Annotated in this window: 16 protein-coding genes and 1 other RNA gene; 10 read left to right on the top strand and 7 right to left on the bottom strand. The window is 64.7% G+C overall.

Annotation, left to right across the window (positions count from 1 at the left end; translation table 11 throughout):
* The first annotated feature begins 240 nt into the window (after positions 1-240).
* The 3 genes from EO245_RS05345 to EO245_RS05335 all read left to right on the top strand — a co-directional run bounded on the left by EO245_RS05345 (position 241) and on the right by EO245_RS05335 (position 5,076).
* The gene (locus tag EO245_RS05345) at positions 241-1,044 is read left to right on the top strand and encodes a metallophosphoesterase (protein WP_128891954.1); all 804 of its coding nucleotides are present in this window, start codon (positions 241-243) and stop codon (positions 1,042-1,044) included.
* On the top strand, positions 1,044-2,354 hold the full coding sequence (locus EO245_RS05340; RefSeq protein WP_128891953.1) for a UDP-glucose/GDP-mannose dehydrogenase family protein: 1,311 nt from the start codon (positions 1,044-1,046) through the stop codon (positions 2,352-2,354). Before EO245_RS05345 ends, EO245_RS05340 begins: the two co-directional genes overlap by 1 nt.
* An 82-nt stretch (positions 2,355-2,436) precedes the next feature.
* The gene (locus EO245_RS05335; RefSeq protein WP_128891952.1) at positions 2,437-5,076 is read left to right on the top strand and encodes a M14 family metallopeptidase; all 2,640 of its coding nucleotides are present in this window, start codon (positions 2,437-2,439) and stop codon (positions 5,074-5,076) included.
* A gap of 20 nt (positions 5,077-5,096) precedes the next feature.
* On the opposite strand, the gene EO245_RS05330 is transcribed toward EO245_RS05335, so the two are convergent.
* The 7 genes from EO245_RS05330 to EO245_RS05300 form a co-directional block, all read right to left on the bottom strand.
* Complete coding sequence (locus tag EO245_RS05330; protein ID WP_128891951.1) at positions 5,097-5,879, bottom strand: hypothetical protein; 783 nt, start codon at positions 5,877-5,879, stop codon at positions 5,097-5,099.
* A gap of 33 nt (positions 5,880-5,912) precedes the next feature.
* Positions 5,913-7,430: a pentapeptide repeat-containing protein gene (locus tag EO245_RS05325; protein WP_128891950.1), complete on the bottom strand. Its 1,518-nt coding sequence runs from the start codon at positions 7,428-7,430 to the stop codon at positions 5,913-5,915.
* An 89-nt stretch (positions 7,431-7,519) separates the two neighbouring features.
* An RNA gene (rnpB, locus tag EO245_RS05320) (RNase P RNA component class A) lies at positions 7,520-7,927 on the bottom strand.
* A gap of 45 nt (positions 7,928-7,972) precedes the next feature.
* On the bottom strand, positions 7,973-8,338 hold the full coding sequence (locus EO245_RS05315; RefSeq protein ID WP_128891949.1) for a carboxymuconolactone decarboxylase family protein: 366 nt from the start codon (positions 8,336-8,338) through the stop codon (positions 7,973-7,975).
* A gap of 80 nt (positions 8,339-8,418) precedes the next feature.
* Positions 8,419-9,126: an N-acetylmuramoyl-L-alanine amidase gene (locus tag EO245_RS05310; RefSeq protein WP_128891948.1), complete on the bottom strand. Its 708-nt coding sequence runs from the start codon at positions 9,124-9,126 to the stop codon at positions 8,419-8,421.
* 37 nt (positions 9,127-9,163) lie between these two features.
* The gene (locus EO245_RS05305) at positions 9,164-9,823 is read right to left on the bottom strand and encodes a histidine phosphotransferase family protein (RefSeq protein WP_128891947.1); all 660 of its coding nucleotides are present in this window, start codon (positions 9,821-9,823) and stop codon (positions 9,164-9,166) included.
* 102 nt (positions 9,824-9,925) lie between these two features.
* Complete coding sequence (locus tag EO245_RS05300) at positions 9,926-10,321, bottom strand: Mov34/MPN/PAD-1 family protein (RefSeq protein ID WP_128891946.1); 396 nt, start codon at positions 10,319-10,321, stop codon at positions 9,926-9,928.
* A 16-nt stretch (positions 10,322-10,337) separates the two neighbouring features.
* Here EO245_RS05300 and EO245_RS05295 point away from each other — a divergent pair, with 16 nt between their 5' ends.
* The 7 genes from EO245_RS05295 to EO245_RS05265 all read left to right on the top strand — a co-directional run bounded on the left by EO245_RS05295 (position 10,338) and on the right by EO245_RS05265 (position 15,980).
* Positions 10,338-11,282, top strand: coding sequence for an RluA family pseudouridine synthase (locus EO245_RS05295; protein WP_128891945.1), 945 nt, complete (start codon positions 10,338-10,340; stop codon positions 11,280-11,282).
* 121 nt (positions 11,283-11,403) lie between these two features.
* The gene (rpoH, locus tag EO245_RS05290; RefSeq protein WP_199798685.1) at positions 11,404-12,309 is read left to right on the top strand and encodes an RNA polymerase sigma factor RpoH; all 906 of its coding nucleotides are present in this window, start codon (positions 11,404-11,406) and stop codon (positions 12,307-12,309) included.
* A 101-nt stretch (positions 12,310-12,410) separates the two neighbouring features.
* Positions 12,411-13,004: a hypothetical protein gene (locus tag EO245_RS05285; protein WP_128891944.1), complete on the top strand. Its 594-nt coding sequence runs from the start codon at positions 12,411-12,413 to the stop codon at positions 13,002-13,004.
* A gap of 41 nt (positions 13,005-13,045) precedes the next feature.
* The gene (mtgA, locus tag EO245_RS05280; RefSeq protein WP_128891943.1) at positions 13,046-13,717 is read left to right on the top strand and encodes a monofunctional biosynthetic peptidoglycan transglycosylase; all 672 of its coding nucleotides are present in this window, start codon (positions 13,046-13,048) and stop codon (positions 13,715-13,717) included.
* A gap of 4 nt (positions 13,718-13,721) precedes the next feature.
* Entirely contained in the window at positions 13,722-14,696 is a 975-nt protein-coding gene (locus EO245_RS05275; RefSeq protein ID WP_128891942.1) for a cation diffusion facilitator family transporter, read from the top strand.
* 4 nt (positions 14,697-14,700) lie between these two features.
* On the top strand, positions 14,701-15,267 hold the full coding sequence (locus EO245_RS05270) for a sigma-70 family RNA polymerase sigma factor (RefSeq protein ID WP_128891941.1): 567 nt from the start codon (positions 14,701-14,703) through the stop codon (positions 15,265-15,267).
* Positions 15,264-15,980 carry an anti-sigma factor domain-containing protein gene (locus EO245_RS05265; protein ID WP_128891940.1) on the top strand — a complete coding sequence of 239 codons (717 nt, stop codon included), beginning with the start codon at positions 15,264-15,266 and terminating at the stop codon, positions 15,978-15,980. Before EO245_RS05270 ends, EO245_RS05265 begins: the two co-directional genes overlap by 4 nt.
* Positions 15,981-15,986 lie beyond the last annotated feature (6 nt).

Here is a 15,986-nt window from a genome sequence, read left to right as displayed (position 1 = left end):
GTGCTTCGTCCCACCTGCAACCCGCCGGCCACATCTTTTCGTGTGCGGTCTCGAGCGGATATGTCACGAAATTGCCCAAACATGCTGCAACGCACAAGGTAATTTGCCTATCGAGGGATAAAGGATGCCAAAGTGTGGATTTTTGGCACCATTTGACCGATGACCCGTTCCTGAAGCGACAATTGCCCTCGCACCCTCGCTACCCTATGCGCTGCCACGAAGAACCAGACGCCAGCTAGTATGTTCGAACCCCTACGCCAGATGTTCGCCCGCAAGGGCTCGAAGAAGCGGCCCCGCGTGCCGGACGGCGAGCGCGTGTACGTGATCGGAGACATCCACGGGCGGCTCGACCTGTTCGAGCGGCTGATCGAGGCGATCGAACAGGATGACGAAAAGGCGGGCGAAGCCGATACGACCGTCATCCTCCTCGGCGACCTGATCGATCGCGGTCCGGACAGCGCAGGCGTCATCAAGCGGGCGCGCAAGTGGAGGAAGAAGCGCAAGCTGCGTTTCCTCGCCGGGAACCACGAGGAAATGTTCCTCGACAGCTTCGACAAGCTTTCCGTCCTGCGGCATTTCATCCGCCACGGCGGGCGCGAGACGCTGCTGAGCTACGGCATCGGCCGCAAGGAGTTTAACGCCGCCAGCGCCAAGGAGCTGCAGGCGATGATGCGCGAGCGCGTGCCTGAAAAGGACATCAAGTTCATCTCCAAGTTCGAGGATATGATCGAACTCGGCGACTACCTGTTCGTGCATGCGGGCATCGATCCCAAGCGCGAACTGGACGAACAGAAAACGAAGGACATGCGCTGGATCCGCGAGCCCTTCCTCAATCACCGCGCGCCGCATTCGCATATCGTGGTGCACGGCCACACGATTTTCGAAGAGATCGACGAACGCAAGAACCGGATCGGCATCGACACCGGCGCCTATCGCTTCGGCAAGCTGACCGCGCTGGTGCTTGAAGGTGACGAGCGTCGTTACATCCAGGCGGTCGAGAAGAAGAATGGCAAACTGGCCATCAAGCACAGGGAAAGCGACTGATGAAGATTGCAATGGTCGGCTCGGGCTATGTCGGGCTCGTCTCCGGGGCGTGTTTCGCCGACTTCGGCCATGACGTGGTCTGCATCGACAAGGACCAGTCGAAGATCGATGCCCTGCATGAAGGCATCATGCCGATTTACGAGCCGGGCCTCGATGCGCTGGTCGAAAGCAATGTGAAGGCAGGCCGCCTGTCCTTCACCACCGACCTTGCCGAGGGCATCAAGGGCGCGAGCGCCATCTTCATCGCGGTCGGCACGCCGAGCCGCCGCGGCGACGGCCATGCCGACCTGTCTTTCGTCCACGCGGTCGCGCGCGAAGTCGCGGAAAACCTGTCCAACGATGCGGTGGTCGTCACCAAGTCGACCGTCCCGGTCGGCACCGGCGACGAAGTCGAGCGGATCATCGCCGACAGCGGCACGAGCCACAAATTCTCGGTCGTTTCCAACCCCGAATTCCTGCGCGAAGGCGCGGCAATCGGCGATTTCAAGCGCCCCGATCGCATCGTCATCGGGGCAGAGGACGAGTTCGGCCGCGAGGTCATGCGCGAAGTCTATCGCCCGCTGTTCCTCAACGAATCGCCGATCCTTTTCACCAGCCGCCGCACCAGCGAGCTGATCAAATACGCCGCCAACGCTTTCCTCGCGACGAAGATCACCTTCATCAACGAGATGGCGGACCTGTGCGAGAAGGTCGGCGCGAACGTGCAGGATGTCGCGCGCGGCATCGGAATGGACAACCGTATCGGCTCAAAGTTCCTCCACGCCGGCCCCGGCTATGGCGGCTCGTGCTTCCCGAAGGACACGCTCGCCCTCCTCAAGACGGCGGAAGACTACGACAGCCCGACCCGCATCGTCGAAGCGGTGGTCAAGGTGAACGACAGTCGCAAGCGCGCGATGGGCCGCAAGGTCATCGAAGCGCTCGGCGGGCAGGATGCGGCGCGCGGCAAGAAGGTCGCGCTGCTCGGCCTGACCTTCAAGCCCAATACCGACGACATGCGCGACAGCCCGTCCATCGCCATCGCCCAGACGCTGGCCGATGCGGGTGCGAAGGTCGCGGCCTATGACCCCGAAGGCATGGAGCAGGCCCGCCCGCTGATGCCGCAGGTCACGATGTGCGAGAACCCCTACGAGGCGATCGAGGGTGCGGACGTGATCGTGATCGTCACCGAATGGGATGCCTTCCGCGCGCTCGACCTGGCCCGCGTCAAGGAGCTGGCGAAGGCTCCCGTGCTGGTCGACCTGCGCAACATCTACAATCCGGAAGACGTGCGCGCGCTCGGCTTCACCTACGCCAGCATCGGCCGTAGCTGACCGTCTCGACGCGGCTCGACGCCGCAGCTAGGCTTTCGGGACGGCGCGCGATTCTGCGCGCATTTCCCGAGGGGCCACCTGCATGCTGCGTATCGTCGTTTCGCTTGTCCTTGCCGCATTCCTGATCGCGCGTCCGGCAGCGGCGCAGTCCTTCCTCGAAGGCGAATTCGATCCCGCGATACCGACGCTCTCCGAAGAGATCGGCCATGCGCCGGGCGAGCGGATTACCGCGCCCGACAACGTCGTGCGCTATATCGAGGCGCTTCACGAGGCAGCGCCCGAGCGCACCCGCCTGGTCGAATATGCCCGGTCCTGGGAGGGCCGCCCGCTCTACTACCTCGTCATCTCCTCGCCCGAGAACATGGCGCGGCTGGAGACGAACAAGGCGAACATGGCGCGGCTCGCGTCGGGTGAAGCGGGCGTCGATGTCGCAGGTCTCGTCGGTTCGACCGTTCCGGTCACCTGGCTGACTTACGGCGTTCACGGCAACGAGATTTCCTCTTCCGACGCCGCGCTGGCGCTCGCCTACCACCTGCTTGCCAGCCGCAACGACGAACTGGTCGGGACGATCCTCGCCAACTCCATCGTCGTCATCGACCCGAGCCAGAACCCCGACGGGCGCGCGCGTTTCGTGCAGAAATACCGCGAGCAGCTCGGCCTCGAGCCGATGGGCGATCGCAACACCGCAGGCCATGACGAGCCGTGGCCGGGCGGGCGCTTCAACCACTACCTGTTCGACCTCAACCGCGACTGGTTCACGCTCAGCCAGCCCGAGACGGTCGGCAAGGTCGCTGCCGTGCGCGACTGGCATCCGGTGGTGCTGGTCGATGCGCACGAAATGAGCGGGGACGACACCTATTTCTTCCCGCCGAGCGCCGATCCCTTCAACCCGAACATCACGCCCGACCAGCGGCAGAAACAGGTGCTGCTCGGCCGCAATCACGCGCGCTGGTTCGACATGCTCGGCATCCCCTACTTCACGCGCGAGGTCTACGACGCCTTCTATCCCGGCTACGGCGACACCTGGCCGACGCTGAACGGCGCGATCGCGAGCACTTTCGAGCAAGGCTCGGCGCGCGGGCTCGTGTGGGAGCGGCGCGACGGTACGCTGCTCACCTATCGCGAGGGTGTTCGCAACCACTTTCTCGCCACGCTTTCCACTGCCGAAACGGTGGCAAAGAACGCCGACACCTTCCTGCGCGACTACGCCTCCTATCGCCGCGCGGCACGCGCCGCGACGCCGGGCGGGCGCTACGTTATCGACCTCGCAGAGAAGCGCTGGAATGCCGAATCCCTCGCCCGCCGCCTCGCCTTCCAAGGCATCGCCGTGCGCCGCGTCGAAGGACCGGCGAGCGCCTGCGGACGCAGCTATCCGATGGGTTATCTGTCGGTCGACCGCGCGCAGCCCAACGGCCGCCTGATCCGCAGCCTGCTCGACAAGGACACGCCCCTGCCCGCCGATTTCGTGCGCGAGCAGGAGGAACGCCGCGACCGCGACCTGCCGCACGAACTTTACGACGTGACCGCATGGTCGGTCGGCTACATGTCGGGTCTCGACGTTCAGCTATGCAGCGGCGCGGGCGGCGGCAGCCTTGTCACGGCGAGCGATCCGATCGCGCCGATGAGCGAAGGCTCGGGCGATTATGCCGTCGCAGTTCCGTGGACCGACAGCGGTCAGGCCAAGCTGGTCGTCGCCGCGCTCGATGCCGGTCTGTCCGGCCGCACGACGAGCGAGGCCTTCCGCACCGCCGGGCGCGAATTCGGCCGCGGCACGGTGATCTTCTCGCGCGCGGACAACACGCCTGAACAGCTGGCGAGCCTGCGCACCCTCGCCTCCTCGATCGGCGCGCAGACGGTCGATCTTGCAGAAAGCTGGGTCGATGAAGGCCCGAACCTCGGCAGCGACCGCTTCGTGCGGCTTACCGAGCCGAAGGTGGCGATGATCTGGGGCGACGGCGTTTCGCCGCTTTCGGCGGGTGCGCTGCGCTACGTGATCGAGCGGCGTCTCGGCATCCCGGTCGCACCAATTCGATCCGATCGCATCTCCCGCGCAGACCTCGACCGCTACGACGTGCTCCTCGTGCCGCAGGGCGATGTCGCAGGCGAAATCGGCAAATCGGGCATGGAAGGGATCGAAGGCTTCGTCGAACGCGGCGGCGTGCTGGTCACCATCGGCAACGCCACGGCGGGCTTCAGCGGCAGCGATGACGCGCTGCTCGCGACCCGCCGCGAAACCGGCCTGCAAGATGCCAGCAAGGAAGAACGCAAGGGCGGCTCGTCGAGCGAGGATGGCCCGGCGGAAGGCACGGAAATCACCAGCGAGGCGGAATACCGCGCCTCCGTGCAGGACCTGAAGGCATCGCCCGACGAATTGCCCGGCGCACTCCTGCGCACCGTGTCCGACACAGACCACTTCCTCTCCTCCGGCTACGACCGCGGCCCGGTCGTGCTGGCGAGCGGATCGCTGATTTTCCAGCCGCTCGGTGAGGCAGACGGGACGAATGTCATCCGTTTCGCCGATGCGGGCGATCTCGTCGCGAGCGGATATGTGTGGGACGAGAACCGCCGCCAGCTGGCCTACAAGCCCTACCTGATGGCGCAGAGCCGCGGACGCGGCATGGTGATCGGCTTCACGCAGGACCCGGCGACGCGCGCCTATCTCGACGGGCTCGACCTGCTGATCGCCAATGCCATCCTGCTCGCACCTTCGCGGGTGCGCTAGCGAGAAGAACTACCGCCGGATCAGCCGAACCAGCGCTTGCGGTTCTCCGCTTCGCGCAGTCCTGCAATCATAGCGCCGATGACCAGCAGGCCCGACACGATGCAGGCGAGCGCGATGCTCTGTGCTTCCTGTCCGCCGCGGAAATAGATCGCGAGCAGCGCCCAGCAGAAGACCAGCGTGTACCAGGGATTGCCCCGGCTCCGCAGGACGGCGAGCGATGCGATGAGACCTCCGACGAGGACGATCGCCGCGCCGACGAGCGGATAGTCGAAGCCGCCCGCCACGCCGCAATAAACCAGCGTCGCGGAGATATTCACGATCGTCGCAGCGGTCAGCCATGCGGCGAGCGCGCTGAACACGATTCCCACAACCAGCCGCTCGGCCAGCGTGAAGTGGCGCGGGAAGCCAACCATGATGCGCAGGATTGCCAGCAGGCCGACGAGCGAGGTCGCGATGATGATTGCCGAAATCGCGGTCAGATTGGCGAACTGCGTATAGGTCGCCCATGCCCCCTGCGCGGCAAGCGCAAGGGCCGCCCACCAGCCGATGCGGGCGAGGAGCGCATTGCCCTTCTGCTTCGGCAGGGCCTGCCAGATCGCGAACACCGCCGAACCGAAGAACAGCGGTCCCCAGATCGCGAAGGCCCAGCCCGACGGCGTGATGATCGTGCGCACCGCATCCGAGCGGTCTCCGATCTGCTCGCCGAGGCCGAGCTGCGGCAGGAATGTCGCGCCGATCTGCCAGACGACGGCGAGGATGATGGCGATGCGCTGTGCGCCGGAGCGCTCGATTCTGTCGGTCATGCCGGTTGAAACCTTCACGCGCGGCGTGGTTCCCTAGCCCTCCAGATTGCGCATCTCGCCGAAGCCCGCACGCGCGCCGCAGCTGATGAAATCCATCACCTCCTGCGGCGTGTTTCCGAGGTTGCCCGAATAGCGCGGAATGAACCTGTCGCCCCAGATGCGGAACAGCGGCACGCGTTTGCCATCGGAATTGGTCGCGGAATACCAGCCGGTTTCCGGATCGAGTGCGGCCTCGGGGATCCCCATGCCGCACATGTGTGCATTGCCCCCGAGTGCGAAGCCTTCCGCCGCGATCGTCCCGTCCTCCCGCCCGGTCAGCGTCGCATGGCCCCAGGCGGCATCTTTCAGCACCGGGAGGATACGCTTGTAGAGTTCCTCGCCCCGCATGGATGCAGGCAGCGGAAGCACGTCGTCGTGATAGGTCACGCTCTGGTCGGGTGCGAGGATCAGGCGCTCGCCCAGTGCAGCGAAAAGCTGGTCGATGCGCTTGTCGTAGGATGCTCGCAAGCACTCGGCATCGGTGCAGCGGTTGCGCTTGGCGAGCCAGCGGCGCTGGCCTGCAAGGTCGGCTTTGCCTGCGGCACGCGCTTCGGCGAACAGCTTCGCCATGTCGCGGTCGCTGCTGCGCAGGTCCATCATGTATTCCTCGCAGATGATTTTCTCGACCGTGGTGGTCGCATCGCGGCATTTGAACGACGGCTCGGTTTCAACTTGTGCGAGCGTCTCGATGACCAGCCAGCGCAGTTCGCGAGCGGAGATGCGGGCCGTAACAGCATCGGTTCCACCGCCGGCTTGCTCGGCTTTCAGGACCACCGGGCCGGCAAAGTCCGCAAGGTTCAACGCGCTGACGCTGCGCGGCGCGATGATCGTGCCGTCGAGCCGTGCGTCGCGGTATCTCTCCTGCGTCCACACACCGAAACTGCTGATATCAGCACCGCTGAGATCGGCTTCGACGAAGCTCGCGGATTCGCTCGAGCGGCACCAGGCATCCACGGTAATTCCGCAGTTGAAGCGGGCACCGGCCAGCATGGCGCGGTCGAACCGCACATCTTCGAAGTCACTCTGTCCGTAGGTCGCGTCGAAAATCGCTCCACGCGCCATGGCCTCGCTGAAATCGGCATGCGAAACGCGCACTCCCACGAAGTTCGCGTCCTCCAGCAAGGCCTGTCCCAGCTTGGCGCCGGAAAGATCGACACGGTGGAAACGCGTTCCCGACAGGTCGCTGGTTCGCCAGTCGGTTTCGGGCATCTGCGCGGAAGTGATGCAGCCACCTTTCAGGAGCGGCGCGAGCGGGCGCATGTCTTCGCCAGAATAGTCTCCGCCGATGACGATGACGCTTTGGGCACCTGCCCGCCCGATCGCTTTCTCCAGGCCTGCCGCACTTCGCAGCGGCTTGCCGTTGATGATGGCGGCATCGAGCGGCGTGCCCTCGCGGCTGCAGGACCGGATCGCATCCTCGCGTTCGCGGTCCGTCAATTCGAGCGTGTCCATGGCCTGGTTGCCCAGCATGACGCTGAACCAGAATGGCGCGGTGAAGAGTTCCTGGACCATGCCCCCTCCTGCAATGGGCCAATCCTATGGCCCAGACCATGGGCGTGGCATGAACGGGCCCGCGGGGAAAGGGAGCAGCGCTATCGGGAAGTGCCAGGGGGCCTGTAAGCCGGGTTCTGTCTTGCGGACGGTATCCGGTTGCCGGACCGTATCCCCAAGGGCAGCCATTCGTCTCGGCGACGGATTGCTCCGTGCGCTCTAGCAGCCAACCCGGACCTCTCGGAACGAAGCGTTCCTGCCTTGCGGCGCGAGGTCCCTATTTGGCCTTGCTCCGGGTGGGGTTTGCCATGCGGAGACTGTCGCCAGCCCCCCGGTGCGCTTTTACCGCACCCTTTCACCCTTGCCTGTGCGCTTTAGGCGCCATCGGCGGTATACTCTCTGTGGCACTTTCCCTCGGCATCAGCTTCTATGCCTAGCCGGGCGGGCGTTACCCGCCACCCTTGCTTCGTGGAGCCCGGACTTTCCTCGAGTTTCCTCGCGGCTGCCCGGCCCCCTGGCACGCGCGATATAGGGACCGCGCGCGCAAAGGGGAAGCATTTCGGCTAGCCGGCCGCCTTGTCGGCATACTGGTCGTAGGCTTCGAGCGCCTGGGCGGCGTACATCGCGCTGGGGCCTGCACCCATGTAGACGGCCAGCCCCATGGTCTCCGCGATCTCTTCGCGCGTTGCGCCGTGCTTGCGCGCGCCTTCGACGTGATAGGTGATGCAGGGATCGCAGCGCACCGCGACCGAGATCGCCACTGCGAGCAGCTCCTTCGTCTTGGCATCGAGCGCGCCGCCTTCATGCGCGGCCGCGCCCATTTCGCGAAACGCCTTCATAACGCCGGGTGCGCCCTTGTGCAGTTCCTTGATCGCCGGGATGAGGTTGGCGGCGATGGCCGGCCAGTCCTTGAATTCGGTATGCGCCATTATGTGATCTCCTTTTCATCGCCGGACTAGCTGCGCGCCTCGCGTCCAACATTGATGGAGATCAATTTCGCGAAGCTATCCTAGCGCGCAACCCCGCGGTCGCGGTCGAGCAGGAGCTGGAACAGGATCGCGCGGATCTGCCCGTCGATTTCGCCGTCGATCTTTTCGGGCCGCCAGCGGCGCTGGAACGCCTCGACCGCCTTGTGGCCGTCGGTGATGTCGTAGCCGAAGCGTTCGAGCGCGAGGTAGAAGCTCGCGTCATTGTCGAACGGGTCGCCCTGCTCGAGCTTTTGGGGACGCGGCAGGCAGAGATTGTATTCGGCGAGCCGCTCCCACGGGAACAGTTCGCCCGGATCGATCTTGCGTGCAGGCGCGACATCGGAATGGGCGACCACATTGGCGCGCGGAATGTCGTATTCCTGCACGATCCGGTGCAGCAGCGGGACCAGCGCATCGATCTGCGCTTCGCTGAATTCGCGGTAGCCGAGCTCATGCCCGGGATGGTCGAGCTCGATCCCGATGCTCGCCGAATTCACGTCCTTGTGTCCGCGCCAATAGGACAGCCCTGCGTGCCAGGCGCGCTTTTCCTCGGCGACGAGGCGGATGACCTCGCCCTCTTCGGTGATGCAGTAATGGGCCGAAACGCTCGCCTCGGGATCGCACATCTTCTCGAGCGCGGTCTCGACCGGTTTCATCTCGGTGTAGTGCAGGACCACCATCGAGATCGGCAGCGTGCGGTCGTTGAAGTTGGGTGAAGGCAGCTCGCGGTGGACCAGCTCGTCTTTCATGCGGCGCCCCCGGCCCGGAACTGCGAGGGCCCGATCATCAGCCGATCAGGCCTTCGGGCTGCGGAAGCACGGCGCCGAGTACGAGCGTGTTGTCCGCGAACTTGTATTGCAGGCCGCCGCCGGCCTTCTCCGCCAGCAGGTTGAGCATGTGCGCCGGAGCGGTGCGGCCCGACAGCTGGCCAACCGGCAGGTCGCCCTGCAGCGCCGCGCCGATATCCTTGTCGAAGGCGAGCCTCTCGCCGCTCGCCCGGACCACGATCTCGCAATTCCCGTCGAGAATTTCCGCCCCGATATCGAGCCGCCCGCCGCGAATGAGGCTTTCGATCGCGATATGGGCGAAATTGAGCAGGACCTTCACCGCGTCCTTGGGCAGCTTGCCCCCGTCCATCGCCCAGTGCGCCTCGATCCGCTTGTTGCTGCCGATCAGCGCATCGATGGCCGCGCGCGGTTCCTCGACATCGACCATCTCGCCGTAACCCCCTGCCGCACCGTAAGCGAGGCGGAAGAACTTGAGCTTGTCGGCGCTGGTCTTCGCGCTCTGCTCGAGCAGTTCGAGGCACTTCGCGCGCATTTCCGGGTCCTGCTCGTCGGCCAGCAGTTCGAGCCCGTTGTTGAGCGCGCCGATCGGCGAAAGCATGTCGTGGCACAGGCGCGAACAGAGCAGCGCGGCGAGGTCGATGGATGCGGAATCGTTCATGAAATGAGCGTTTTACCTGATGCTGCGTTACACATGTTACACCGTTTCGGCCTGTTCACGGGCGAAGCTTCGATTGCCGAACGGCGAAGTCATGGCGGCACGTTAGCTGTCCGGAGTCGCGAGGGAAAGTGGCTCGAAGCCTTCGGGGTCATCTTTCCAGAAAGTCACCGCGCCACCAGCGACGATGGCCCAGATGCGACCGTCGCCCGAAGCGCTCTCGCGGTCGGTCGGCGATGGGCGGGCGAGACCGTTGGGGTGCGAGTGGTAATAGCCGACCACCTCGGGCCCGCCCTCGCGGGCGCGGCGGTGGCAGTCGATCAGCACCTGCGGGTCGATTTCGAAATGCTTTTCGGGTGCGGGATGCACGTTGTCGACTGGGATCGCCCGTTCGACCCGCTCGCCACTGCCCAGAAGCACTCCGCAGCATTCGCGCGGGTGCGCCTGTGCCGCCTGCGCGAGCAGGGCTTCCAACACTTCGCTTGAGACTTCGACGGCCATGCCGCATGGCCCTAGCATGGCAGAAGCCGAAATCATCACCGGAACCATCGCGCTTGCCGGACGGCTCGACAAATCGCTGGCCGAAGCGAGCGGATTGTCGCGCGAACGGGTCAAGGCGCTGATGGCCGAAGGCGCGGTGACGGTGGGCACGACGCTTGCCACCAATCCTTCGGCCAAGATGCAGCCGGGCGCGCATTTCTCCATCCAGCTACCCCCTCCCGAAGAGCCGGAAGCGAAGCCGCAGGACATCCCGCTCGATGTCGTGTTCGAGGACGAGCACCTGATCGTCGTGAACAAGCCCGCGGGCATGGTCGTGCACCCTGCCGCCGGCAATCCCGACGGGACGCTGGTCAATGCGCTGCTCCATCACTGCAAGGGCCAGCTTTCCGGCATCGGCGGGGTCGCGCGGCCGGGAATCGTCCACCGGATCGACAAGGACACTTCTGGTTTGCTGGTCGCTGCAAAAACTACTGCCGCGCACGAAGGGCTCGCAAAGCAGTTCGCCGACCACACGATCCACCGGCGCTACCTCGCGCTCTGCGGCGGGCATCCCAGGCCGTCCGAAGGCACGATTTCGGGGCGAATCGGACGCTCCGACCAGAACCGCAAGAAGATGGCCGTGCTGCCCGAATCGTCGAGCCGCGGAAAACATGCGGTGACGCATTATTGTACGCTCGAAAAACTCAATAATTGCAGTCTGATAGAGTGCCGCCTCGAGACCGGGCGGACCCACCAGGTACGCGTTCACTGTGCGTCAATCGGCCATGCGCTATTAGGGGATCCAATCTATGGCCGCACTCCGAAATCGCTCCGCCCGATCCTCCAGAGGCTCGATTTCGCCCGCCAGGCACTCCACGCGGCCAGTCTCGGTTTCGTTCATCCGGTGACCGGCGAAATGCACCAATTTCACGCCGATCTGCCCTCCGATATGCGGGAACTCATCGACGAAACCGCTCGTTGAAATCGATGAATGGCACTGCAAAACGCGGGCGAATGATATATATGTAACCGTGTGGCCTAACAGAACGGATGCCCATCAGGGGTCTGCTCGCGAAGGTCGACACAGAAAGGTTAGGGAAGAAGTGAGCAACAACAAGGCAGTGAGCGTCCCGGCGCTCGGCGGTGAGCAGAGCCTCAACCGCTATCTCTCAGAAATCAAGAAGTTCCCCGTGCTGACGGCCGAGCAGGAATACATGCTCGCCAAGCGCTACGAGGAGCACGAGGACTCCGAAGCTGCAGCGCAGCTCGTGACCTCGCACCTGCGACTCGTCGCCAAGATCGCCATGGGCTATCGCGGCTACGGCCTGCCGGTGAGCGACCTCATCTCCGAAGGCAACGTCGGCCTCATGCAGGGCGTGAAGAAATTCGAAGCCGACCGCGGCTTCCGCCTCGCGACCTATGCCATGTGGTGGATCAAGGCCTCGATCCAGGAATACATCCTGCGTTCGTGGAGCCTCGTGAAGATGGGTACCACCGCGGCGCAGAAGAAGCTGTTCTTCAACCTTCGCCGGATGAAGAAGAACCTCGACGCCTACGAGGATACCGACCTCCACCCGGACGATGTGAACAAGATCGCGACCGATCTCGGCGTGCCCGAGCAGGAAGTGGTCAACATGAACCGCCGGATGATGATGGGCGGCGACGGTTCGCTCAACGTTTCCATGCGCAATGGCGAGGAAGGCTCGGGCGAGTGGCTCGACTGGCTGACCGACGATCGCCCGCTGCAGGACGAGACCGTGGCCGAAGCTGAAGAGGCCGAAGTCCGTCACGAAATGCTGGTCGAGGCGATGGACAGCCTGAACGACCGCGAAAAGCATATCCTGACCGAGCGCCGCCTGACGGAAAACCCGCAGACGCTCGAAGAGCTGTCGCAGGTCTACAATGTCAGCCGCGAACGTATCCGCCAGATCGAAGTGCGCGCGTTCGAGAAGCTGCAGAAGGCCATGAAGGCGATTGCCGGCGAACGGCTGATGCCTGTCGCCGCCTGACCGGCCTGTCGATAAATCGAAAGAGCGCGGGAGCCCGAGGGGGTTTCCCGCGCTTTTCGTTTCTGCCACCTTCCCCTTCGTGAGGACATGAGGGGAGAACCGTGAAAACCATCCAACGTCTCTGGGCAGCCTTCGCCCTGCTTCTCGTCGCTGCCGTGCCGCTTGCCGCCCAGGCGCAGGAACGCACCGCCATACCGAGCGGGCCATGGCTCCATGAACCGAGCGGGACCACCTTCCCCGACCAGATCGGCGGAGCCAGTCGCGGCAACACCGCCACTACCTTCGACGAGGCCGGTATCGATGTGGCAGTCGGCTACAGCCTCAAGAACGACGACGGCGTCCTTATCCTGACCCTCTATGTCTATCCGCCCTACGGCGGGCTCGACTGCGCGGAAAGCTTCTCCGACGCGCAGGTGTCGATCAACAAATACCGCGGCGTAAGGAAGCTGTCGCAAGGATCGGCCCCGTCGCCGAGCGGCAAGTCGATGCACGCCGCGACGCATGCTCGCTACGCCATTCCGGCGGGAGGGATGAACCCGAACTATCCGGCGCTCGTATCCGACCTCTACGTGCATTGTTCGCCGGGCGACGAGTGGCTGGTCAAATATCGTGCAAGCTGGACCGGGTCGGAGGAAACCTTCCCCGATGTCTTTGCAATGCTTCGCGAAATCGACTGGCCGGAAAAGCTGAAGTGACGGGACTCGCTTAGCGGCACGGAAATCGCTAGCCACCCTGAATGCTCCTGAAGATCGGCAAGTTTCTTGCCAAGACCATCCTCTGGTTCATCGCGATCAGCCTGTCGCTGGTGCTGGTGCTGAAATTCGTGCCGGTGACCTATACCGCGACCATGCTGCTCGACGAGAACGGCGTGGCCCGCGACTGGGAGCCGCTGTCGAACATCGACCGCAATCTCGTGACCGCCGTTATCGCGGCGGAAGATGGCAAGTTCTGCCTGCACGACGGCTTCGACCGCGAAGCGATCGAGAAGGCGATTGCGAGTAATGCGAGGGGCGGGCGCATCCGCGGCGGATCGACCATCAGCCAGCAGACCGCGAAGAACGTCTTTCTGTGGCAGGGTGGTGGCTACGTGCGCAAAGGCTTCGAGGCGTGGTTCACTTTCCTGATCGAGAAGATCTGGGGCAAGCGCCGCATCATGGAAGTCTATCTCAACGTCGCGGAAACCGGGATCGGAACCTATGGCGCCGAGGCCGGATCGCAGCGCTATTTCAAGCACTCCGCCGCGCGCCTGACCAAGAGCGAAGCCTCGCGCATGGCAGCCGCCCTCCCCCTGCCCAAGGAACGCTCCGTCGTGAACCCGGGCGGCTTCACCCGCCGCTACGGCAATACGATAGCCGCACGCATGGGCGTCGTCAGGCGTGACGGGCTCGACGCCTGCGTCTACGACTGAGCTGATGGGAGCGCCGCACGCACATAGCCACTCGGGACACGATCATGCGGACGGGCATTCGCATGATCATTCGCACGGGCATTCCCACGGGCATTCCCATGGGCACGGGCACAGTCACGCGCCGGCCGATTTCGGCCGTGCCTTCCTGATCGGGATCATCCTCAACACCGCCTTCGTCATCATCGAGGCGACCTACGGCTTTCTCTCCGGCTCGATGGCGCTGGTGGCCGATGCAGGGCACAATCTGTCCGACGTGCTCGCGCTGGTCCTTGCTTGGGTCGCCAGCGTCGCTGCCAAGCGTCCGGCGAACGAGCGCTTCACCTACGGCTACAAGAGCTCGACCATCCTCGCCGCCATGGCCAATGCCGCGCTGCTGCTGATCGCGATCGGCGCAATCCTGTTCGAGACGATCCACCGCCTGTGGGAGCCTGCACCGGTGCAGGGCATGACCATGGTGATCGTCGCGGGCATCGGCATCGCGATCAACACCGGCACTGCGCTGCTCTTCCTGCGCGGCCGGCACGACGACCTCAATATCCGCGGCGCGTTCCTGCATATGGCGGCGGACGCCCTGGTATCGCTCGGCGTGGTGATCGCGGGCGTGCTGATCCTCATGACCGGACAGCAATGGATCGATCCGGTCACCAGCCTGCTGATCGTCGCGGTCATCGCCTGGGGCACCTGGGGGCTGGCGAAGGACAGCATCAAGCTCGGCCTCAATGCCGTGCCGCAGGGGATTTCCGAAAGCGAGGTAAGGAGTTACTTTGCCTCGCTCGAAGGAGTGGAAGCGGTGCACGACCTGCATATCTGGCCGATGAGCACGACCGAGACGGCGCTGACGGCGCATCTCGTGATGCCGGGCGGCCACCCGGGGGATCCCTTCCTCGCGTCTGTCTCCGATGCGCTGCATGATCGCTTCAGGATCGGCCACGCGACCATCCAGGTCGAGCGCGAACCGCAGTGCAACGGGGGCTGCTGAAGCGATGAGCGAGGCCGACACCGCACGCGCGCAGCTGACCGATGCGATGGTCCGCCTCGGCCAGGGCGAGCGATCGGCACTCGAGCAGATTTATCGCGCGACCAATGTGAAGCTCTTCGGCATCTGCCTGCGTATCTTGGGTGACCGAAAGGAAGCCGAGGACGCGTTGCAGGACGTCTATGTGAATTTGTGGCGGCGGGCGGACCGTTTCGACCCAACCCGTGCGAGCCCGATCAGCTGGCTCGCGACCTTCGCGCGAAACCGCGCGGTGGACCGGCTGCGCGTGGGCAAGGTGCGCGGGGGCGCTGTACCGGTGGAAGCTGCCGCCGAGCTGCCCGACGCGATGCCGCTTGCCGAGGACATGTTGATCGATGCCGAACGCAGCGCGCGTGTCCGGACCTGCCTCGGTGAACTCGACGAACGCACCGGCGAGGCGATCCGCGCCGCCTTCTACGGCGGCCACACCTATGCCGAGCTGGCCGAGGCGAAGGACGTGCCGCTCGGCACGATGAAGAGCTGGATCCGCCGCGGCCTCGCGAAACTCAAAGCCTGCCTGGAGAAAGGCGAATGACCGAAACCGATCGCCTTGCCGCCGAATATGCGCTCGGCCTGCTCGAGGGCGAGGAACTGCTCGCCGCGCGCGCACGGCTCGCCCGCGAGCCCGATTTCGCCGACAGCGTCGCTTTCTGGGAAACGCGCCTCGCTCCGCTCGCGGACGAGATCGGAGGCGCCCAGCCCTCGCCCCAGCTTTGGGCGCGGATCGAGGCCGAACTGGACGGCGCGAGCGACAGCGGCGAGGTCATCGCGCTGCGCCGCAAGCTGCGCATCTGGAAGTGGGCCAGCGCGGGCACTGCGGTCGCGGCCGTTGCAATCATCTCGCTCGTCGCGCTGCAGCCGCTTCCGAACACCAACCTGCCCGATCCGGACGCGAGCAACGTTGCCGCTCAGGCACCGATGATGGCGTCGATCCCGATTGCCGACACGCCCTTGCGCCTCGGCGTCACCTACCTGCCCGACCGCGGCGAGATGCTCGTCTCGGCCAGCGGGCTGACGGCCGACGGGGTGCACGATCACGAGCTCTGGCTGGTCCCCGACGAGGGCGAATTGCGCTCGCTCGGCGTGGTCCGCCCGGGCGAGCAGGTGCGCATGGCGCTCGACCCCGAAGTGGCTTCGCTGATTCATGACGGCTCGCAGATGGTCCTCACGCGCGAACCGCTTGGTGGCAAGCCCGCCGACGCCGACGCCGGTCCGGTCGTGGCCGAAGGCGCTTTCGCAACCATCTGAAATTTT

It is taken from the genome of Erythrobacter sp. HKB08 (assembly GCF_004114695.1).
Taxonomy (GTDB): domain Bacteria; phylum Pseudomonadota; class Alphaproteobacteria; order Sphingomonadales; family Sphingomonadaceae; genus Parerythrobacter_A.
Note: the sequence above shows the minus strand (reverse complement) of the source record. Positions and strands in the feature narration are given on the sequence as shown.

What these genes read in the sequence shown, in the direction of transcription:
- EO245_RS05340 (WP_128891953.1), top strand. Translation starts at nt 1,044, where the DNA reads ATGAAGATTGCAATGGTCGGCTCGGGCTATGTCGGGCTCGTCTCCGGG.
- EO245_RS05265 (WP_128891940.1), top strand. Translation starts at nt 15,264, where the DNA reads ATGACCGAAACCGATCGCCTTGCCGCCGAATATGCGCTCGGCCTGCTC.
- EO245_RS05270 (WP_128891941.1), top strand. Translation starts at nt 14,701, where the DNA reads ATGAGCGAGGCCGACACCGCACGCGCGCAGCTGACCGATGCGATGGTC.
- EO245_RS05300 (WP_128891946.1), bottom strand. Translation starts at nt 10,321, where the DNA reads ATGGCCGTCGAAGTCTCAAGCGAAGTGTTGGAAGCCCTGCTCGCGCAG.
- EO245_RS05305 (WP_128891947.1), bottom strand. Translation starts at nt 9,823, where the DNA reads ATGAACGATTCCGCATCCATCGACCTCGCCGCGCTGCTCTGTTCGCGC.
- EO245_RS05325 (WP_128891950.1), bottom strand. Translation starts at nt 7,430, where the DNA reads ATGGTCCAGGAACTCTTCACCGCGCCATTCTGGTTCAGCGTCATGCTG.
- EO245_RS05330 (WP_128891951.1), bottom strand. Translation starts at nt 5,879, where the DNA reads ATGACCGACAGAATCGAGCGCTCCGGCGCACAGCGCATCGCCATCATC.
- EO245_RS05345 (WP_128891954.1), top strand. Translation starts at nt 241, where the DNA reads ATGTTCGAACCCCTACGCCAGATGTTCGCCCGCAAGGGCTCGAAGAAG.
- mtgA (WP_128891943.1), top strand. Translation starts at nt 13,046, where the DNA reads ATGCTCCTGAAGATCGGCAAGTTTCTTGCCAAGACCATCCTCTGGTTC.
- EO245_RS05295 (WP_128891945.1), top strand. Translation starts at nt 10,338, where the DNA reads ATGGCAGAAGCCGAAATCATCACCGGAACCATCGCGCTTGCCGGACGG.
- EO245_RS05315 (WP_128891949.1), bottom strand. Translation starts at nt 8,338, where the DNA reads ATGGCGCATACCGAATTCAAGGACTGGCCGGCCATCGCCGCCAACCTC.
- EO245_RS05310 (WP_128891948.1), bottom strand. Translation starts at nt 9,126, where the DNA reads ATGAAAGACGAGCTGGTCCACCGCGAGCTGCCTTCACCCAACTTCAAC.
- EO245_RS05335 (WP_128891952.1), top strand. Translation starts at nt 2,437, where the DNA reads ATGCTGCGTATCGTCGTTTCGCTTGTCCTTGCCGCATTCCTGATCGCG.
- EO245_RS05275 (WP_128891942.1), top strand. Translation starts at nt 13,722, where the DNA reads ATGGGAGCGCCGCACGCACATAGCCACTCGGGACACGATCATGCGGAC.